General features: G+C 57.0%; 14 protein-coding genes. 9 read left to right on the forward strand and 5 right to left on the reverse strand.

The annotated features are described in order from the left end of the window. Positions 1-8 precede the first annotated feature (8 nt). The 4 genes from hpf to npr all read left to right on the forward strand — a co-directional run bounded on the left by hpf (position 9) and on the right by npr (position 2,039). Positions 9-296 carry a ribosome hibernation promoting factor gene (gene hpf / locus V1599_RS00285; protein ID WP_112010914.1) on the forward strand — a complete coding sequence of 96 codons (288 nt, stop codon included), beginning with the start codon at positions 9-11 and terminating at the stop codon, positions 294-296. Positions 297-378: 82 nt separating this feature from the next. Further along, positions 379-870, forward strand: coding sequence for a PTS IIA-like nitrogen regulatory protein PtsN (gene ptsN / locus V1599_RS00290; RefSeq protein ID WP_112010915.1), 492 nt, complete (start codon positions 379-381; stop codon positions 868-870). A 45-nt stretch (positions 871-915) separates the two neighbouring features. Then, positions 916-1,770 (forward strand): RNase adapter RapZ, encoded by an 855-nt coding sequence (rapZ, locus tag V1599_RS00295; protein WP_112010916.1) that lies wholly within the window; start codon positions 916-918, stop codon positions 1,768-1,770. After that, complete coding sequence (gene npr, locus V1599_RS00300; RefSeq protein ID WP_003861872.1) at positions 1,767-2,039, forward strand: PTS phosphocarrier protein NPr; 273 nt, start codon at positions 1,767-1,769, stop codon at positions 2,037-2,039. Before rapZ ends, npr begins: the two co-directional genes overlap by 4 nt. Before the next feature lie 38 nt (positions 2,040-2,077). Here the strand turns inward: npr and mtgA are convergent, their stop codons facing one another. The 5 genes from mtgA to lptF all read right to left on the reverse strand — a co-directional run bounded on the left by mtgA (position 2,078) and on the right by lptF (position 8,338). Further along, positions 2,078-2,803: a monofunctional biosynthetic peptidoglycan transglycosylase gene (gene mtgA / locus V1599_RS00305; protein ID WP_112010917.1), complete on the reverse strand. Its 726-nt coding sequence runs from the start codon at positions 2,801-2,803 to the stop codon at positions 2,078-2,080. After that, the gene (elbB, locus tag V1599_RS00310; protein WP_395300854.1) at positions 2,800-3,453 is read right to left on the reverse strand and encodes an isoprenoid biosynthesis glyoxalase ElbB; all 654 of its coding nucleotides are present in this window, start codon (positions 3,451-3,453) and stop codon (positions 2,800-2,802) included. Before elbB ends, mtgA begins: the two co-directional genes overlap by 4 nt. Positions 3,454-3,683: 230 nt before the next feature. Continuing rightward, positions 3,684-6,020: an aerobic respiration two-component sensor histidine kinase ArcB gene (arcB, locus tag V1599_RS00315; protein WP_112010919.1), complete on the reverse strand. Its 2,337-nt coding sequence runs from the start codon at positions 6,018-6,020 to the stop codon at positions 3,684-3,686. 135 nt (positions 6,021-6,155) lie between these two features. Further along, positions 6,156-7,238 carry an LPS export ABC transporter permease LptG gene (gene lptG / locus V1599_RS00320; RefSeq protein ID WP_112010920.1) on the reverse strand — a complete coding sequence of 361 codons (1,083 nt, stop codon included), beginning with the start codon at positions 7,236-7,238 and terminating at the stop codon, positions 6,156-6,158. Next, complete coding sequence (lptF, locus tag V1599_RS00325) at positions 7,238-8,338, reverse strand: LPS export ABC transporter permease LptF (RefSeq protein WP_112010921.1); 1,101 nt, start codon at positions 8,336-8,338, stop codon at positions 7,238-7,240. Before lptF ends, lptG begins: the two co-directional genes overlap by 1 nt. A gap of 266 nt (positions 8,339-8,604) precedes the next feature. On the opposite strand from lptF, the gene pepA reads away from it, so the two are divergent. From pepA to V1599_RS00350, 5 genes are all read left to right on the forward strand, one after another. Continuing rightward, the gene (gene pepA, locus V1599_RS00330; RefSeq protein ID WP_112010922.1) at positions 8,605-10,116 is read left to right on the forward strand and encodes a leucyl aminopeptidase; all 1,512 of its coding nucleotides are present in this window, start codon (positions 8,605-8,607) and stop codon (positions 10,114-10,116) included. Positions 10,117-10,203: 87 nt separating this feature from the next. Beyond that, the gene (gene holC, locus V1599_RS00335; protein WP_008502815.1) at positions 10,204-10,647 is read left to right on the forward strand and encodes a DNA polymerase III subunit chi; all 444 of its coding nucleotides are present in this window, start codon (positions 10,204-10,206) and stop codon (positions 10,645-10,647) included. Continuing rightward, a complete protein-coding gene (locus V1599_RS00340; protein ID WP_112010923.1) occupies positions 10,647-13,502 on the forward strand; it encodes a valine--tRNA ligase in 2,856 nt (951 codons plus the stop codon). Before holC ends, V1599_RS00340 begins: the two co-directional genes overlap by 1 nt. Before the next feature lie 122 nt (positions 13,503-13,624). Next, on the forward strand, positions 13,625-14,128 hold the full coding sequence (locus V1599_RS00345; RefSeq protein WP_112010924.1) for a GNAT family N-acetyltransferase: 504 nt from the start codon (positions 13,625-13,627) through the stop codon (positions 14,126-14,128). Positions 14,129-14,211: 83 nt separating this feature from the next. Then, positions 14,212-15,231 (forward strand): NAD(P)-dependent alcohol dehydrogenase, encoded by a 1,020-nt coding sequence (locus V1599_RS00350; RefSeq protein ID WP_297116721.1) that lies wholly within the window; start codon positions 14,212-14,214, stop codon positions 15,229-15,231. Positions 15,232-15,297 lie beyond the last annotated feature (66 nt).

Below are 15,297 nucleotides of genomic sequence, written 5' to 3' on the forward strand. Positions count from 1 at the left end.
AAGACACTATGCAGCTCAATATCACAGGACACAATGTCGAAATTACTGACGCCTTACGTGAGTTTTTGAACACGAAGTTCGCCAAGCTCGAGCAGTATTTCGAAAGGATCAATCAGGTCTATATTGTGTTAAAAGTGGAGAAAGTGACTCACATCTCGGATGCCACCCTGCACGTTAACGGGGGTGAACTTCATGCCAGTGCGGAAGGGCAAGACATGTACGCTGCTATCGACGGCTTGATTGACAAGCTTGCGCGACAGCTTAATAAACATAAAGATAAACTGAAACAACACTAATTGTCCGGGCAGTTAACGGGTGCAGGACGGCCTGTTGTGGAGCACAACGGGCCATTTGTACAGTTAGCGCTTAGGTGAAATTATGATGAACAACGATTCCGCTCTTCAACTGAGCAATGTCCTTAACCAGGAATGTACCCGCAGTGGCGTTCACTGCCAGAGCAAAAAACGTGCGCTGGAGATCATCAGTGAACTGGCCGCGAAACAGCTGGGCCTGCCGCCGCAGGTCGTGTTCGAAGCCATTCTGACCCGCGAAAAAATGGGCAGTACCGGCATCGGCAACGGCATTGCGATCCCCCACGGCAAACTGGAAGAAGACACCCTGCGTGCCGTCGGTGTTTTCGTGCAGCTCGAAACGCCAATCGCCTTCGACGCTATCGATAACCAGCCCGTCGATCTCCTCTTCGCGCTGCTGGTGCCCGCGGACCAGACGAAAACGCATCTGCATACCCTTTCGCTGGTCGCGAAACGTCTGGCGGATAAAACCATTTGTCGTCGGCTGCGCTCCGCGCAAAGTGATGAAGAGCTATATCAAATTATCACGGAATCAGAAGGCCGCCAGGAAGATGAGTAACCGGGAGATGACCTTCACATCTGTTGCCCTGAGGAGAAACGGAACATGGTGCTGATGATCGTCAGCGGTCGTTCGGGTTCGGGAAAGTCCGTGGCCCTGCGCGCGCTGGAAGATATGGGCTTTTACTGCGTAGATAACCTGCCGGTGGTGCTGCTGCCCGATCTGGCCCGCACGCTCGCAGACAGACAAATCTCGGCGGCAGTCAGCATTGACGTCCGTAATATGCCGGAATCACCTGAAGTTTTTGAACAGGCAATGAATAGCCTGCCGGAAGCCTTCTCGCCTCAGCTGCTGTTCCTTGATGCTGACCGCAATACGCTGATCCGTCGCTACAGCGACACGCGTCGTTTGCATCCTCTTTCCAGTAAAAATCTCTCGCTGGAAAGCGCCATCGACGAGGAGAGCGATCTGCTGGAGCCGCTACGCTCCCGCGCCGACCTGATTGTCGACACCTCCGAAATGTCCGTGCATGAGCTGGCGGAAATGCTGCGCACCCGGTTGCTGGGCAAACGCGAGCGCGAGCTGACGATGGTGTTTGAATCCTTCGGCTTCAAGCACGGCATTCCTATCGATGCAGATTATGTTTTCGACGTGCGCTTCCTGCCGAACCCGCACTGGGACCCTAAGCTGCGCCCAATGACCGGCCTCGATAAGCCCGTGGCGGCGTTCCTCGACAGACACACAGAAGTTCACAATTTTATTTACCAGACGCGAAGCTACCTTGAGCTATGGTTACCTATGCTGGAGACCAACAACCGTAGCTACCTGACGGTGGCGATTGGCTGTACCGGCGGTAAACATCGTTCGGTCTATATCGCCGAACAGCTGGCCGACTACTTCCGCTCGCGCGGGAAGAACGTTCAGTCCCGTCATCGCACGCTGGAAAAACGTAAAACATGACCGTAAAACAGACCGTTGAGATCACCAACAAGCTGGGCATGCACGCCCGCCCGGCGATGAAGCTGTTTGAGCTGATGCAGGGTTTCGATGCAGAGGTTCTGCTGCGTAACGACGAGGGCACCGAAGCCGAAGCCAACAGCGTGATCGCGCTGCTGATGCTGGATTCAGCCAAAGGCCGTCAGATTGAAGTGGAAGCCACTGGCCCTCAGGAAGAGGAAGCCCTGGCCGCGGTTATCGCGCTGTTCAACGCCGGGTTTGACGAAGACTGATCCCTGTATCCGAGGCGGGTTGCGCTGCGCTTCCCGCCCTACATGAGTGAATTTCTCTCCATAAATCCTTCTCCACCGAGCTGTCGCATCTGGCGCATAATCCACGCCTGGCGGCTTCGCACATAGCCCGAAGGCGCGTCCGCTTTGAAACGGATCGGATTCGGCAGGACGGCGGCCAGCAGCGCCGCTTCAGAGAGGCTCAGCCTGCTGGCGGGTTTATTGAAATAACGCTGGGATGCGGCTTCAACGCCAAAGACGCCGTCGCCGAACTCGGCGATATTCAAATACACCGTCAGAATACGTTTCTTGCTCCAGACGGTTTCGATGCCCACCGTCAGGCCAGCCTCCAGCCCCTTTCTCACCCAGCTGCGGCCATCCCAAAGAAACAGGTTTTTTGCCGTCTGCTGAGATAGCGTCGACGCCCCGCGCACGCGGCTCTCATTTCGCTCGTTGTGCGCCAGCGCTTTCTCTATCGCCGCGACGTCAAACCCCCAGTGTTCCGGGAATTTTTGATCTTCGGCCGCGATTACCGCCAGCCCCATCCACGGCGAGATATCATCCATGCCCGCCCAGTCGGAATGCGCAACGTAGCCGAAATCACCCGACAGCCATGCGCTAACCTGACGCTCAACCATCACCGCGGAAAAGGGAACGGGCATGACGCTGAACAGAGCAATCCCGCCGCCCCAAAAGACCGCCAGAATCACGATAGCGCGCAGCAGGAGACGTTTTACCCATGCGCCCGGAGCAAATTTCCGGCTCATTCAGTAAGAACCAGCACTCTGTCCACCAGCTTATCGATCCCCACGGCCGCCTCGGCAATGTTCTGCGCCAGCATGTACGCGGGCGTCGTGACGATTTTATTGTCTTCATCCACCACGATGTCATCGACCGGACACGGCACGTGTTCCCCGCCCATCTCTTCAATCACCTCGGCGGTATCGATATCGGTTCCGATGGTCAGGCGCAGCGGGAAATCAAAAATTTTAGGCAGCATAGCAGGCGCAATACAGATAAAGCCCTGCGGTTTACCCGCCGCGTGCATCGCCAGCGACAGCGCCTTTAGCTCCGGTTCAAGGCGACACTCCGCGCCCTGCGACGCAAAATTGCTCAGATTTTTCGCCGCCCCAAACCCGCCCGGCACGATTAACGCATCCAGCGCTAAGGCATTAGCCTCCTTCAGAGGGCGGATATCGCCGCGGACAATACGCGCCGCTTCAGTCAGCACGTTACGCGTTTCCGCCATCGGTTCGCCGGTCAGATGATTAATGACATCGGCCTGATTTTTATCCGGCGCGAAGCAGACGACTTCCGCCCCGTGGCGGGACAGGGCCAGCAGCGTTAATACGGCTTCGTGTATCTCCGATCCGTCGTAAACACCGCACCCGCTCAGCACGACACCAATCTTTTTCATCATGACGATCCTTCTTTCCAACTCGCTGAAGCACATTAATAATTCTGATTAAAACGCTATGCTTCACACATTTCACTGATTCATGTAACAAACCATTTAAGATTTGCTATCTTATTTGCGTGCGGCCTCACATTAAGGCGGCGCCCATGCGAAAACAACACGAAAAATTCGGCGCAGCCACAATTTCCCTGGTGTTGGCGCAGTATTCGCGCACCCCGGTTAAGCCGGGGTCATTTTTTTCTGGCATCCACCCACGCTTTTAATACCGCCACGTCGTTTTGCCACTCCTGCTTCATTTCTTCAACCCATTCACCTACGTTATCTTCCCAGGCGGGTAAATCGGGAGATTGAATCTGCTGACCGAGCTGCTGCAGATGGCGCAGGCCTACGGAGCCCGCTGCACCTTTAATCTTATGCCCTTCCTCCACGATGCCCTTTTTGTCACGCGCCGTCAGGTTGGATTCCAGCACGTTCAGGTAGCCCGGCATCATTTTTTCAAACACGGCCAGGCCGTCGGTAATCAGTTTTGGCCCCACCAGATCGATGTACTGCTCCAGCATGGCGGTATCCAGTATCGTTTGAGCTTTTTCGCTATCAATAGACGTCATGGTGCTCTCCTCTTCATCACGGGTATCCCAGAACTTCTTGATCATGGCAGTCAGCGCAGGCACTGCCAGCGGCTTGCTGAGCACATCATCCATACCGGCATCAAGGTACTCTTTTTTATCCTTCAGCACGTTCGCCGTCAGCGCGACCAGCGGCGGCAGATCGTCGGCGGCGTATTTGCGGGTCAATTCGCGGGAAATGTCTAGCCCGGTCATATCCGGCAGCTGAATATCCAGCAGCACAAGGTCATATTCCCCCGGCGTAAACATCTCCAGAGCGGCTTTTCCGGTCATCGCCACATCAACGCTATTGCCCAGCTTCTCAAGCACCGAGCGCGCCACGATGACGTTAAGCTCAATATCTTCCACCAGCAGCACGTGCAGCGCCGGCAGCGGCATATCGTCATTATCGAAGGTATCCTCAACCTCTTCCGCCACCGCAGGCGCATGCACCGTCAGCGTAAAGGTTGAGCCTTTGCCCGGCAGGCTCGCTACGGTGATATCCCCGCCCATGCTCTTCGCCAGGCGTTTCGACACCGCCAGGCCAATTCCGGTGCCGGTGGCGGGCTTGCCGCCGTTGCTGTCTTTGACCTGATAATACATGGCGAAAATTTTGTCTTGCTCTTCCTGCGGAATACCGATGCCGGAGTCTTCCACCTCAAAGTGCAGCATATCACCCTCATCGTAGCGAATACGCACCGCTACCCGGCCGCCGTTCTGGGTGAATTTCACGGCGTTGCTGATCAGGTTCCACAGGATCTGGCGCAGGCGCGTGCCGTCCGTCACCACCTTATGCGGCAGCGGAAGCGTTGGCTCCATCAGGAAGCTCAGCCCCTTTTGCTGCGCCTGGAGGCCGGACAGGTTTTCCAGGTCGGCCAGAAAACCGGTGAAATCGACCGGCTGGTTATCAAGCTGAACCTTGCGGCGCTCCATTTTATCCATGTCGATAATATCGTTGAAAATATTGCCGAGCGTTACCGCCGAGACGTGGATGGTTTTAAGGTATTTTTCCTGCTCGCCGGTCAGGTCGGTATCCAGCAAAATGCGGCTCAAGCCGACAATGCCGTTCAGGGGCGTACGCAGCTCGTGGCTAATGGTGGAAATGAAGGTCGTCTTGTCGCGGCTGGCGCGCTCAAGCGCATCCTGATAGCGCTTGCGTTCGGTAATATCGCGACCAAAGCCCATCAGGCCGTGGCGCTTGCCCACGCGGTCATAGTACGGCACCTTGCGGATCTCGAAGCAGGCTTTGCGCCCGTCCGGATAATCCAGCCACTGCTCGTAGGTCAGCGAGACGTTATGGCGGAAGACCTTCTCGTCCGTTTCCATTACCTTGGCGGCGGCCTCTTCTGAATAGACGTCCTGCGGCTTGAGGTGGATAAGCTGCTTCTCGCTCTTGCCGGTCAGCAGTTCCATCGCCCGGTTACAGCCGGAAAACTCTTTATCTTCATTGCGGTAGAAAACGAGATCCGGAGACGCATCCAGGAAGGAGCGCAGGAAAGAGGATTGCTGCTCAAGCTGGATCTGCGTCACCTCACGCTCTTTCATCTCCACCTTCAGCTGTTCTAGCGTCGCCTGACGCTCGGCCTCCGCCTTCTCGCGGTCCGTAATCTCCTGATTCAGCTGCGCAATGTTGTCCTTCAGCTGAACGTTGAGCTTAAGGTCGCGGTCGCGCATCTCCTCCAGCTTTTCAACCAGCTTCGACAGGCGCTGGCGGGACTCTTCCAGCTGTTCAACCACCACCGAGAGGAAGTAGACGGCCCATGGGGTGATCAGCAGGCCGAAGAAGATAGAGCGGATAACGTCGATGCTTTCGACCTGGCCGTGCAGCACCATGGTGACGGCCATCTGCACGACAATCGCCAGAACCACCAGGGCCAGCGCCAGCAGCATGGAGAAACGCACCAGCCCAAGCTTCATCATCAGGTCGACGTAGTACTGGGCGAGCATTCGAATTTGCTTCATAGAGGATCCCTTCACGACTATATCGCTCAATAATACTCAAATTCGCGGTGGGGCGTTGAAGGTTATGAGAAAAAGTGCGGGGTGAAACAGGAGATTAGCTCGCTCCCGACGAACCGGGAGCGAGAAGACGAGCCGTCAGGAGCGCTTAAGCAGCAGCCAGAGGCTGATCAGGAAGAAGCTGGCGCTTGGCAGCAGCGCGCCAATAATCGGCGGAATGCCGTAAACCAGCGTCAGCGGCCCAAAGATCTGATCCAACACGTAGAAAACAAAGCCAAAGCTGATACCGGTCACGACGCGCACGCCCATCGGCACGCTGCGCAGCGGACCAAAGATAAACGACAGCGCCATCAACATCATGACGGCCACGGACATCGGCTGGAAGATTTTGCTCCACATGTTGAGCTGATAGCGCCCCGCATCCTGGCCGCTCGACTTAAGATACTTCACGTAGTTGTGCAGGCCGCTGATGGAGAGCGCATCAGGATCCAGCGCCACAACGCCCAGCTTGTCAGGCGTCAGGTTGGTTTTCCACGTGCCGGACACCGTCTGCGAGCCGGTGATCTGTTTCGGATCGGTCAGGTTGGACTCATCCACCTGCGACAGGCGCCACTGTTTGTTTTCAGCATCAAATTTCGCGGAAGAGGCGTGACGGACTGACTGCAGGCGGCGATCGCTGTTGAAGGCGTAAATACTCACTCCGCCCAGCTCGTCGTTACCTTTAACGCGTTCGATATACACGAAGTTGCTGCCGTCTTTCGCCCACAGGCCCTGCTGCGTCGACAGCAGCGAACCGCCGTACATCGCCTGGGCACGATAGTTACGCGCCATCTGCTCACCCTGCGGTGCCACCCACTCGCCGATTGCCATCGTCAGAATAACCAGCGGAATAGCCGTTTTCATCACCGAGAGCGCAACCTGCATGCGGGTAAAGCCCGACGCCTGCATCACAACCAGCTCGCTGCGCTGCGCGAGCATCCCCAGGCCGAGCAGCGCCCCCAGCAGGGCCGCCATCGGGAAGAAGATTTGCACATCTTTTGGCACGCTGAGCAGGGTATACATGCCCGCACCTAGCGCGTCATAGCTCCCCTGTCCGGCCTTTTTCAACTGGTCGACGAATTTAATAATGCCGGAGAGCGACACCAGCATGAATAAGGTCATCATGATGGTGGTGAAAATGGTTTTACCGATATAGCGATCGAGAACGCCAAAAAGCTGCATCAGATGGCTCCTTTACGCGTAAATCGGGCACGAATTCGGCGCACTGGCACCGTGTCCCATACGTTTAATCCCACTGCCAGCAGGATATACAGGCTGTTAACCGCCCATGTCCAGACCATCGGGTCCAGCTTACCTTTCGCACCGTTGGAACGAATCGAGGTCTGCAACAGGAAATAGACCAGGTAAAGCAGCATTGCGGGCAGCATAGACAGCACGCGTCCCTGACGCGGGTTGACCACGCTGAGGGGAACCACAATCAGTGCCATCATAAATACGGTGAATACCAGAGTGAGACGCCAGTGGAATTCCGCGCGCGCTCTGTCGGTATCGGTATTCCACAGCGTGCGCATGTCCATCTGTTCCGTATCGGTTGGGTCAAGCGCGACGGCCTGATGCCCGATAATGGCCTGATAGTTCTGGAAATCCGTAATGCGGAAGTCGCGCAGCATCGCGGTGCCTTCGAAACGCGTGCCTTTGTTCAGCGTCACCACCTGAGAACCATCTTTACGCTGTGAAAGCTGTCCGGAGTCAGCCACCACAACGGAAGGGCGGGCATTGCCTTTCGGGCGAAGCTGGGCAAGGAAAACGTCGTTGAAGCGGTTGCCGTTAACGCTTTCAATAAAGAGCACGGAATTGCCGTCGGTAGCCTGCTGGAACTGGCCCTGCGCGAGCGCAGCCAGGCCTGGGTTAGCTTTGGCTTCAGCCAGCACCTCATCCTGATGGCGCGACGACGCGGGACCTGCCCACATCACATTCACGGCGGCAACAATCCCCGTGAACAGCGCCAGAATCATGGCGGCTTTGACCAGAACGGCTTTGCTTAAGCCGCAGGCATGCATCACCGTGATTTCACTTTCGGTATAGAGCTTACCCAGCGTCATCAGCAAACCGAGGAAAAGGCTTAACGGCAGGATAAGCTGCGCCATTTCCGGCACGCCTAGCCCGAGCAGGGAAAGCACCAGATTTGTTGGAATTTCGCCGTCAACCGCCGCACCGAGGATCTTGACCAGCTTCTGACAGAAGAAGATCAGAAGAAGGATAAAGAGGATCGCCAGTTGGCTCTTGAGCGTCTCCCGCACCAGATATCTTATGATTATCACTATTAATACGCCCGTAAAAACCCGTCTTTTTGCTGGAAAATCGCTTGTTTCATGGCTTAAACGTCATTTATTCTCTTGAGTCGTCGAAATCATCGCTAAGATTAAAAAACCCGGCGGATTCACGCTTCAGGACATTGTCTGACGTGTCGAAACCGTAATAACGTAAGATTAACACGAAGTCATCACAACAGCGGATATGAGTTACGAAAGGTTTCAATTCTATCTGTAGCGGCCGCCGTTGTCTTTAAGATTCAGGAGCGTAGTGCATGGAGTTCAGTGTAAAAAGCGGTAGCCCGGAGAAACAGCGGAGTGCCTGCATCGTTGTGGGCGTTTTTGAACCACGCCGGCTCTCCCCGATCGCCGAACAACTCGATAAAATCAGTGACGGCTACATTAGCGCCCTGCTGCGCCGAGGCGAGCTGGAAGGTAAACCGGGCCAGACCCTGCTGCTGCACCACGTGCCAAACGTGCTGTCCGAACGCATTTTGCTGATTGGCTGCGGTAAAGAGCGCGAGCTGGATGAGCGCCAGTATAAGCAGGTCATTCAGAAAACCATCAATACGCTGAATGATACCGGCTCAATGGAGGCCGTCTGCTTCCTGACCGAGCTGCACGTCAAAGGCCGTAACACCTACTGGAAAGTGCGTCAGGCTGTCGAAACCGCGAAAGAGAGCCTCTACAGCTTCGATCAGCTGAAAACCACGAAAAGCGAACCGCGTCGTCCGCTGCGTAAAATGGTCTTTAACGTCCCGACCCGCCGCGAGTTGACCAGCGGCGAGCGCGCGATCCAGCATGGCCTGGCGATTGCCGCCGGCATCAAAGCGGCAAAAGATCTCGGCAACATGCCGCCAAACATCTGTAACGCCGCCTACCTGGCCTCTCAGGCGCGTCAGCTTGCCGATTCCTACAGCAAAAACGTGATTACCCGCGTCATCGGCGAACAGCAGATGAAAGAGCTGGGGATGCATTCCTATCTGGCGGTTGGCAACGGCTCGCAGAACGAATCCCTGATGTCGGTCATTGAGTACAAAGGCAATCCGTCCGAAGACGCGCGCCCTATCGTGCTGGTCGGTAAAGGCCTGACCTTCGACTCGGGCGGCATCTCCATTAAGCCTGCCGAAGGCATGGATGAGATGAAGTACGATATGTGCGGCGCGGCGGCGGTATACGGCGTGATGCGCATGGTCGCGGAGCTTCAGCTGCCGATTAACGTCATTGGCGTACTGGCTGGCTGTGAAAACATGCCTGGCGGACGCGCCTATCGCCCGGGCGACGTCCTGACCACCATGTCCGGACAAACCGTTGAAGTGCTGAACACTGACGCCGAAGGCCGTCTGGTGCTGTGCGACGTGCTGACCTATGTGGAGCGTTTCGAACCTGAAGCCGTTATCGACGTAGCAACCCTGACCGGTGCCTGCGTGATTGCGCTGGGCCACCATATCACCGGCCTGATGTCGAACCATAATCCGCTGGCGCACGAGCTGATTGGCGCGTCCGAACAGGCGGGAGATCGCGCGTGGCGCCTGCCGCTGGGCGACGAGTTCCAGGAGCAGCTGGAGTCCAACTTCGCGGACATGGCGAACATCGGCGGCCGTCCGGGCGGTGCTATCACCGCAGGCTGCTTCCTGTCGCGCTTCACCCGCAAGTACAACTGGGCGCACCTGGACATCGCGGGCACCGCATGGCGCTCGGGTAAAGCCAAAGGCGCGACCGGGCGCCCGGTCGCCCTGCTGTCGCAGTTCCTGCTGAACCGCGCGGGTTTTAACGGCGACGAGTAAGTCAGAACGGCAGTAAACCGTAGGCCGGGTAAGGCGAAGCCGCCACCCGGCTTAAGCATTTAAAGTGAGCACAAGAAGCCCCATAATATGAAGAATGCAACGTTCTACCTTCTGGACAACGACACCCATCAGGACGGTCTTAGCGCCGTTGAACAGCTGGTGTGCGAAATTGCCGCAGAACGTTGGCGCGCAGGCAAGCGCGTATTGATTGCCTGTGAAGATGAACAGCAGGCGATTCGCCTTGATGAGGCGCTTTGGGCGCGCCCGCCGGAGAGTTTTGTTCCGCATAACTTGTCCGGAGAAGGCCCGCGCGGCGGTGCACCGGTAGAAATTGCCTGGCCGCAAAAACGCAACAGCAGCGCGCGCGATATCCTGATTAGCCTGCGGATAGATTTTGCAGATTTTGCCACCGCTTTCACAGAAGTGGTAGACTTTGTCCCTTACGAAGAATCCTTGAAACAGCTGGCGCGCGAACGCTACAAAGCGTACCGCCTGGCCGGTTTTAACCTGAATACGGCAACCTGGAAATAATGGAAAAGACATATAACCCACGCGATATCGAACAGCCGCTTTACGAGCACTGGGAACAGCAGGGCTATTTCAAGCCTAACGGCGACGAAAGCAAAGAGTCCTTCTGCATCATGATCCCGCCGCCGAACGTCACCGGCAGTTTGCATATGGGTCATGCTTTCCAGCAGACCATCATGGATACCATGATCCGCTACCAGCGCATGCAGGGAAAAAACACCCTGTGGCAGGCGGGGACTGACCACGCGGGTATCGCGACCCAGATGGTGGTTGAGCGTAAAATTGCCGCTGAAGAAGGTAAAACCCGTCACGACTACGGTCGCGAGGCGTTCATCGACAAAATCTGGCAGTGGAAAGCGGAATCTGGCGGCACCATTACCCGTCAGATGCGCCGTCTCGGTAACTCCGTAGACTGGGAGCGCGAGCGCTTCACGATGGATGAAGGCCTTTCCAATGCCGTGAAAGAAGTCTTCGTCCGCCTGTACAAAGAAGACCTGATTTACCGCGGCAAGCGCCTGGTAAACTGGGACCCGAAACTGCGCACCGCAATTTCTGACCTGGAAGTGGAAAACCGCGAGTCGAAAGGCTCCATGTGGCACATCCGCTACCCGCTGGCCGACGGTGCAAAAACCGCAGACGGTAAAGACTATCTGGTGGTTGCCACCACCCGTCCGGAAACCCTGCTGGGCGATACCGGCGTGGCCGTTAACCCGGAAGATCCACGCTACAAAGATCTGATCGGCAAATTTGTGGTGCTGCCGCTGGTAAACCGCCGTATTCCAATTGTGGGCGACGAACACGCCGACATGGAAAAAGGCACCGGCTGCGTGAAGATTACCCCTGCGCACGACTTTAACGACTATGAAGTCGGTCGTCGTCACGCCCTGCCGATGATCAACATCCTGACCTTCGACGGTGATATCCGCGAAAGCGCGCAGGTCTTTGACACGAAAGGCGAAGAATCTGACGTTTACTCCAGCGACATTCCGGCAGAGTTCCAGAAGCTGGAGCGCTTTGCCGCGCGTAAAGCGATCGTGGCTGCCGTTGACGCGCTCGGCCTGCTGGAAGAGATCAAACCTCACGATCTGACCGTGCCGTACGGCGACCGCGGCGGCGTGGTTATCGAGCCCATGCTGACCGACCAGTGGTACGTGCGCGCCGACGTGCTGGCGAAGCCGGCCGTTGAAGCGGTTGAGAATGGCGATATCCAGTTCGTGCCGAAGCAGTATGAAAACATGTACTTCTCCTGGATGCGTGACATTCAGGACTGGTGTATCTCCCGCCAGCTGTGGTGGGGCCACCGCATCCCGGCGTGGTATGACAACGAAGGCAACGTCTACGTTGGCCGTACCGAAGACGAAGTGCGTCAGGAAAATAACCTGAGTGCAGACGTCGCGCTGCGTCAGGACGAAGACGTGCTGGATACCTGGTTCTCCTCCGCGCTGTGGACCTTCTCCACCCTCGGCTGGCCGGAAAACACCGACGCGCTGCGTCAGTTCCACCCAACCAGCGTGATGGTTTCCGGCTTCGACATCATCTTCTTCTGGATTGCCCGCATGATCATGATGACCATGCACTTCATCAAAGATGAAAACGGCAAGCCGCAGGTTCCGTTCCACACCGTCTACATGACCGGCCTGATCCGCGACGACGAAGGCCAGAAGATGTCCAAGTCCAAGGGTAACGTTATTGACCCGCTGGATATGGTTGACGGTATCTCTCTGGAAGAACTTCTGGAAAAACGTACCGGCAACATGATGCAGCCGCAGCTGGCAGAGAAAATCCGCAAGCGCACCGAGAAGCAGTTCCCGAACGGGATTGAGTCTCACGGTACCGACGCCCTGCGCTTTACCCTGGCGGCGCTGGCCTCTACCGGCCGCGACATCAACTGGGACATGAAGCGCCTGGAAGGCTACCGCAACTTCTGTAACAAGCTGTGGAACGCCAGTCGCTTCGTGCTGATGAACACCGAAGACCAGGACTGCGGCTTTAACGGCGGCGAGATGACCCTGTCGCTGGCGGACCGCTGGATCCTGGCCGAGTTCAACCAGACGGTGAAAGCGTTCCGCGAAGCGCTGGACAGCTACCGCTTCGACATCGCGGCGGGCATCCTGTACGAATTCACCTGGAACCAGTTCTGCGACTGGTATCTGGAGCTGGCGAAGCCGGTGATGAACGGCGGGTCTGAAGCAGAGCTGCGCGGCACGCGCAACACGCTGATTACCGTGCTGGAAGGCCTGCTGCGCCTGGCGCATCCGGTTATTCCATTCATTACCGAAACCATCTGGCAGCGCGTGAAGGTGATTGCAGGCATCAACGCGGACACCATCATGCTGCAGCCGTTCCCGGAATTTGACGCTGCGCGCGTTGATGAAGCCGCAGCGGCGGATACCGAATGGCTGAAGCAGGCGATCGTTGCCGTACGTAATATTCGTGCGGAAATGAATATCGCGCCGAGCAAGCCGCTGGAACTGCTTCTGCGCGGCTGCAGCGAGGCTGCCGTTCGTCGCGTCAGCGAGAACAACACCTTCCTGAAAACGATGGCGCGCCTGGAAAGCATCACCGTGCTGCCTGCTGATGACAAAGGTCCGGTCTCCGTGACCAAAATCATCGACGGCGCAGAGCTGCTGATCCCGATGGCGGGCCTGATCGACAAAGACGCCGAGCTGGCGCGTCTGGCGAAGGAAGTGGCGAAAGTCGACGTGGAAATCGGCAAAATCGAAAGCAAGCTGGCGAACGAAGGCTTTGTCGCCCGCGCGCCGGAAGCGGTCATCGCCAAAGAGCGTGAGCGTCTGGTTGCTTTCGCAGATGCGAAATCCAAACTGATCGAGCAGCAGGCGGTTATCGCCGCCCTGTAATGCTTTTACCCCTTACGCTTCAGGGCGTAAGGGGTAACCTTCCTGAAAACTCCTCGCTTGCACTCCCCTTTCTGCGGTGCTATTAACACCAGCAATGTGTCATTTTTGTCATGAGTATGGCTATGAGCGTGATTACCCCCGCCGCGACGACGATGCGTCGTCTCATTGAGCAAGACAACCCGGCGATTGCCGCCGTCATTCGCCACGTTTCTGCGGAGTACGGACTGACCGCCGACAAAGGCTACACCGTTGCCGATCCGAATCTTGACGAGCTGTACCAGCTCTACAGCCAGCCGGGCCATGCCTACTGGATCATCGAGCAGGACGGTGAAGTCGTGGGCGGCGGCGGCATCGCGCCGCTCAGCTGCAGCGAGCCGGACATCTGCGAGCTGCAAAAAATGTACTTCCTGCCCAGCGTGCGCGGACAGGGGCTGGCTAAGAAGCTTGCGCTGCAGGCGCTCGAGCACGCCCGCACGCAGGGCTTCAAACGCTGCTACCTCGAAACCACCGCCTTCCTCAAAGAGGCCATTGGCCTGTATGAACATCTGGGCTTTGAGCATATTGACGCGCCTCTGGGCTGTACCGGCCACGTTGATTGCGAAGTCAGGATGCTGAAAAGTCTGTAAGTTTCGTTACCGCCCCCTTCTGCTAAGCGACCGTAAACTGAATGCTCTACACTTTTCATTTCACACCATAAAGGGGAAGGACGATGTCGAAGATAAAAAGCTACGCCGCACCGCAGGCGGGTGCAGAACTTGAGCTGTACGAATACGACGCGGGCGAACTAAAAGCAGAAGACGTCGAGGTCCAGGTCGACTACTGCGGGATCTGCCACTCGGATCTCTCGATGATCGACAACGAATGGGGCTTTTCGCAGTATCCGCTGATTGCAGGCCACGAAATCATTGGTCGCGTCGTCGCGCTCGGCACAGCCGCACAGGACAAAGGACTGAAGATTGGCCAGCGCGTGGGCATTGGCTGGACGGCACGCAGCTGCGGCCACTGCGACGCGTGTATCAGCGGTAACCAGATCAACTGTCTGGAAGGCGCAACGCCGACCATCATGAACAAGGGCGGTTTTGCCGATAAGCTTCGCGCCGACTGGCAATGGGTCATCCCGCTGCCGGACAGCATTGATATCGAAACCGCGGGTCCGCTGCTGTGCGGCGGTATTACCGTGTTCAAACCGCTGCTGATGCACCATATCACCGCCACCAGCCGCGTAGGCGTGATCGGCATCGGTGGCCTGGGCCATATCGCCATTAAGCTGCTGCATGCTATGGGCTGCGAAGTCACGGCCTTCAGCTCGAACCCCGCCAAAGAGAAAGAAGTGCTGGCGATGGGCGCAGACAAAGTCGTGAACAGCCGCGATCCTCAGGCGCTCAACGCGCTGGCGGGCCAGTTTGATCTGATCATCAATACCGTCAACGTCGATCTCGACTGGCAGCCGTACTTCGAAGCGCTGGCCTACGGCGGTAACTTCCATACCGTGGGTGCCGTGATGAAGCCGCTGCCGGTTCCGGCGTTTACGCTGATCGGCGGCGATCGCAGCGTTTCCGGCTCCGCGACGGGCACGCCGTACGAGTTGCGCAAGCTGATGAAGTTTGCCGGACGCACCAAAGTGGCGCCGACCACCGAACTGTATCCAATGTCGAAGATCAACGAAGCTATCCAGCACGTGCGCGACGGTAAAGCCCGTTACCGCGTAGTGTTGAAAGCGGATTTTTGATGTGAGTTTTCCGGGGAATGTGCGGCCTGATGCCCTCTCCCCAACCCTCTCCCACCGGGAGAGGGC

The organism is Enterobacter sp. ECC-175 (assembly GCF_043968675.1).
Taxonomy (GTDB): Bacteria; Pseudomonadota; Gammaproteobacteria; order Enterobacterales; family Enterobacteriaceae; genus Enterobacter.

Excerpts from the sequence above, each read along its gene's own strand:
- hpf (WP_112010914.1), top strand. The coding sequence starts at position 9 with ATGCAGCTCAATATCACAGGACACAATGTCGAAATTACTGACGCCTTA.
- ptsN (WP_112010915.1), top strand. The coding sequence starts at position 379 with ATGATGAACAACGATTCCGCTCTTCAACTGAGCAATGTCCTTAACCAG.
- rapZ (WP_112010916.1), top strand. The coding sequence starts at position 916 with ATGGTGCTGATGATCGTCAGCGGTCGTTCGGGTTCGGGAAAGTCCGTG.
- npr (WP_003861872.1), top strand. The coding sequence starts at position 1,767 with ATGACCGTAAAACAGACCGTTGAGATCACCAACAAGCTGGGCATGCAC.
- mtgA (WP_112010917.1), bottom strand. The coding sequence starts at position 2,803 with ATGAGCCGGAAATTTGCTCCGGGCGCATGGGTAAAACGTCTCCTGCTG.
- elbB (WP_395300854.1), bottom strand. The coding sequence starts at position 3,453 with ATGAAAAAGATTGGTGTCGTGCTGAGCGGGTGCGGTGTTTACGACGGA.
- arcB (WP_112010919.1), bottom strand. The coding sequence starts at position 6,020 with ATGAAGCAAATTCGAATGCTCGCCCAGTACTACGTCGACCTGATGATG.
- lptG (WP_112010920.1), bottom strand. The coding sequence starts at position 7,238 with ATGCAGCTTTTTGGCGTTCTCGATCGCTATATCGGTAAAACCATTTTC.
- pepA (WP_112010922.1), top strand. The coding sequence starts at position 8,605 with ATGGAGTTCAGTGTAAAAAGCGGTAGCCCGGAGAAACAGCGGAGTGCC.
- holC (WP_008502815.1), top strand. The coding sequence starts at position 10,204 with ATGAAGAATGCAACGTTCTACCTTCTGGACAACGACACCCATCAGGAC.
- V1599_RS00340 (WP_112010923.1), top strand. The coding sequence starts at position 10,647 with ATGGAAAAGACATATAACCCACGCGATATCGAACAGCCGCTTTACGAG.
- V1599_RS00345 (WP_112010924.1), top strand. The coding sequence starts at position 13,625 with ATGAGCGTGATTACCCCCGCCGCGACGACGATGCGTCGTCTCATTGAG.
- V1599_RS00350 (WP_297116721.1), top strand. The coding sequence starts at position 14,212 with ATGTCGAAGATAAAAAGCTACGCCGCACCGCAGGCGGGTGCAGAACTT.